We start from the raw sequence: 3,371 nt of genomic DNA, 5'->3' as shown, positions 1-3,371 counted from the left end.
AGCGAGAAGGCAACCGCCCAGTGAGCCCCACCCGCGTCCTCGTCCTCAACTCCGGCTCCTCGTCGGTGAAGTACCAGCTGCTCGACATGCGTGACAACAGCCGGCTGGCGGTGGGTCTGGTCGAGCGCATCGGCGAGCAGACCTCACGCCTGAAGCACACCCCGGCCGGCGGCGAGAGCCGGGAGCGCGGCGGGGCGATCGCCGACCACGATGCCGGCCTGAAGGCCGTGGCCGAGGAGCTCGCCAAGGACGGCCTCGGCCTGGACTCGCCCGAACTGGCCGCGATCGGGCACCGGGTGGTGCACGGGGGCAAGTCCTTCACCGAGCCGACCGTGATCGACGACGCCGTGCTCGCCGAGATCGAGCGGCTCATCCCGGTCGCCCCCCTGCACAACCCGGCCAACCTCACCGGGATCCGCACGGCCCGGGCGCTGCGGCCCGACCTGCCGCAGGTCGCGGTCTTCGACACCGCTTTCCACACCACGATGCCGGAGTCGGCCGCCCGCTACGCGATCGACGTGAAGACGGCCGACGAGCACCGCATCCGCCGCTACGGCTTCCACGGCACCTCGCACGCCTACGTCTCCCGTGCCACCGCCGAGCTGCTCGGCAAGGACCCCGCCGAGACGAATGTGATCGTGCTGCACCTGGGCAACGGGGCGTCCGCCTCGGCCGTCAGGGGCGGTCGCTGCGTGGACACCTCCATGGGGCTGACGCCTTTGGAGGGGCTCGTGATGGGTACGCGCTCGGGAGACATGGACCCGGCCGTCATCTTCCATTTGATGCGTGTTGGTGGAATGTCCGCCGACGAGATCGACACTCTTCTCAACAAGAAGAGCGGTCTGATCGGACTGTGCGGCGACAACGACATGAGGGAGATCCGCCGCCGCGTCGACGAGGGCGACGAGCAGGCGGAGCTGGCGTTCGACATCTACATTCACCGCCTGAAGAAGTACATCGGCGCCTATTACGCCGTACTCGGACGGGTGGACGCGGTGGCCTTCACCGCCGGCGTCGGCGAGAACGCGGCGCCCGTGCGGGAGGCCGCCCTGGCGGGCCTGGAGGAGCTGGGCCTGGCGGTGGACGGCGAGCGCAACGCCGTACGCGGCGACGAGGCGCGGCTGATCTCGCCCGAGGGCGCCCGGGTCGCGGTGGCGGTGGTGCCTACCGACGAGGAATTGGAGATCGCGACACAGACCTACGCGCTGGTAATTGGTTCGGGGAATCACACCTGAGCGGCAACCCGCCCTTTTGTATTTTCCGCCAGACGGAATATTCCGTTGCGAAACAAACCGATAGGATCGCCCCCATGCGCCGTTCGAAAATCGTCTGTACTCTCGGCCCCGCGGTCGACTCCCACGAGCAGCTTGTCGCGCTGATCGAGGCCGGCATGAACGTGGCCCGCTTCAACTTCAGCCACGGCACGCACGCCGAGCACCAGGGCCGGTACGACCGGGTCCGTGCCGCCGCCAAGGAGACCGGCCGGGCCATCGGGGTCCTCGCCGACCTCCAGGGCCCCAAGATCCGTCTGGAGACCTTCGCCGAGGGTCCCGTGGAGCTGGTCCGCGGTGACGAGTTCACCATCACCACCGAGGACGTCCCGGGCGACAAGACGATCTGCGGGACGACCTACAAGGGCCTGCCCGGCGACGTGACCAAGGGCGACCAGGTCCTCATCAACGACGGCAACGTCGAGCTGAAGGTCACCGAGGTCGAGGGCCACCGGGTGAGGACGATCGTCATCGAGGGCGGCGTCATCTCCGACCACAAGGGCATCAACCTGCCCGGCGCGGCCGTCAACGTGCCCGCGCTGTCCGAGAAGGACATCGAGGACCTCCGCTTCGCGCTGCGCATGGGCTGCGACCTGGTCGCGCTGTCCTTCGTCCGGGACGCCAAGGACGTCCAGGACGTGCACCGCATCATGGACGAGGAGGGCCGCCGCGTCCCGGTCATCGCCAAGGTGGAGAAGCCGCAGGCGGTGCAGAACATGGAGGACGTCGTGATGGCGTTCGACGGCGTGATGGTCGCCCGCGGTGACCTCGCCGTCGAGTACCCGCTCGAAAAGGTCCCCATGGTGCAGAAGCGCCTGATCGAGCTGTGCCGGCGCAACGCCAAGCCGGTGATCGTGGCGACCCAGATGATGGAGTCGATGATCACCAACTCCCGCCCGACCCGCGCCGAGGCCTCCGACGTGGCCAACGCGATCCTGGACGGCGCCGACGCGGTCATGCTGTCGGCGGAGTCCTCGGTGGGCGCGTACCCGATCGAGACCGTCAAGACGATGTCGAAGATCGTCACCGCGGCCGAGCAGGAGCTGATGTCCAAGGGCCTGCAGCCGCTGGTCCCGGGCAAGAAGCCGCGCACACAGGGCGGTTCGGTGGCCCGGGCGGCCTGCGAGATCGCCGACTTCCTCGGCGGCCGCGGGCTGGTGGCCTTCACCCAGTCCGGCGACACCGCCCGTCGGCTGTGCCGCTACCGCGCCGTCCAGCCGATCATCGCGTTCACCACGGACGAGTCCACCCGCAACCAGCTCACCCTCAGCTGGGGCGTGGAGCCGCACGTCGTGCCGTTCGTGAACAGCACCGACGAGATGGTCGACCTGGTGGACCAGGAGATGGTGAAGCTGAACCGCTTCAACGAGGGCGACACCGTGATCATCACCGCCGGCTCGCCCCCCGGCGTCCCCGGCACCACCAACATGGTGCGCGTCCACCACCTGGGCGGCGTGAAGAGCTGATCCGAGGAGGCCCGGGAAGGCCTCTGTACGCCACTGAGGGCGCCCCCTGCGGCAGGGGGCGCCCTCAGCTTGTGTGCGGCTCCCGAACGGGCTTGCAGGGGCGCTCGGTTGGCTGGGCGCCTCAGTCCGTGACGTACTGGTGCAGCCCCGGCACGGTCAGCGTGCCGCCGAACTGGCCGGCCTGCGTGACCTTCACCTTGGTGAAGTAGATCCACGGGATGTTCAGGGGCGGCGGGTGCTCCGGGTCGAACGTGACCGGGATCAGCCCGAGCAGATTGCCCGAGATCCTCTCCGTGTACATCACCGTCTTGCCGTCGGTGATGGTGGAATCCGAGCCCTTCGCCGCCTGGACGTGGTGGGTCTTACCCGACTGCTTGTCCTTGACGATCTGGTGCAGGTCCCCGATGACGGTGCCGTCGTTGATGACGTACTTCAGCACCTTCTTCGTGGCACCGCTCGCCGTCCTCACCTGCACGATGCCCTGGTAGTCGGCACCGTTCAGCGTCAGCGAGCTGGCCTCCAGGTACCAGGGGTCGTCAGGCACGAGGAGCTGGTTGTCGACGCCGCCCTCGGCGTCCGTGGCGGCCGGGCAGTCCTCGGGGTCCACGGAGGGGCTCGCGGACGGGCTGGGGGC

The 3,371-nt window shown here is 68.6% G+C and carries 2 protein-coding genes and 1 pseudogene; 2 read left to right on the top strand and 1 reads right to left on the bottom strand.

From position 1 onward, the window contains the following. Positions 1-20 precede the first annotated feature (20 nt). Together CA983_RS41780 and pyk are read left to right on the top strand one after the other, a co-directional pair. A complete protein-coding gene (locus CA983_RS41780; RefSeq protein WP_086605868.1) occupies positions 21-1,235 on the top strand; it encodes an acetate kinase in 1,215 nt (404 codons plus the stop codon). A 74-nt stretch (positions 1,236-1,309) separates the two neighbouring features. After that, positions 1,310-2,737, top strand: coding sequence for a pyruvate kinase (gene pyk / locus CA983_RS41775; RefSeq protein ID WP_086605867.1), 1,428 nt, complete (start codon positions 1,310-1,312; stop codon positions 2,735-2,737). A gap of 121 nt (positions 2,738-2,858) precedes the next feature. Here pyk and CA983_RS41770 read toward each other — a convergent pair. Then, positions 2,859-3,371: pseudogene (locus tag CA983_RS41770) on the bottom strand (hypothetical protein); the annotation flags it as partial.

This window comes from Streptomyces swartbergensis, from assembly GCF_002148965.1.
GTDB classification, from domain to species: domain Bacteria; phylum Actinomycetota; class Actinomycetes; order Streptomycetales; family Streptomycetaceae; genus Streptomyces; species Streptomyces swartbergensis.
The sequence above is the reverse complement of the archived record's forward strand: the minus strand, read 5'-3'. Positions and strand labels throughout refer to the sequence as shown.

Bases quoted from the DNA above. Each gene is read 5' to 3' on its own strand.
- pyk (WP_086605867.1), top strand. From the start codon at position 1,310: ATGCGCCGTTCGAAAATCGTCTGTACTCTCGGCCCCGCGGTCGACTCC.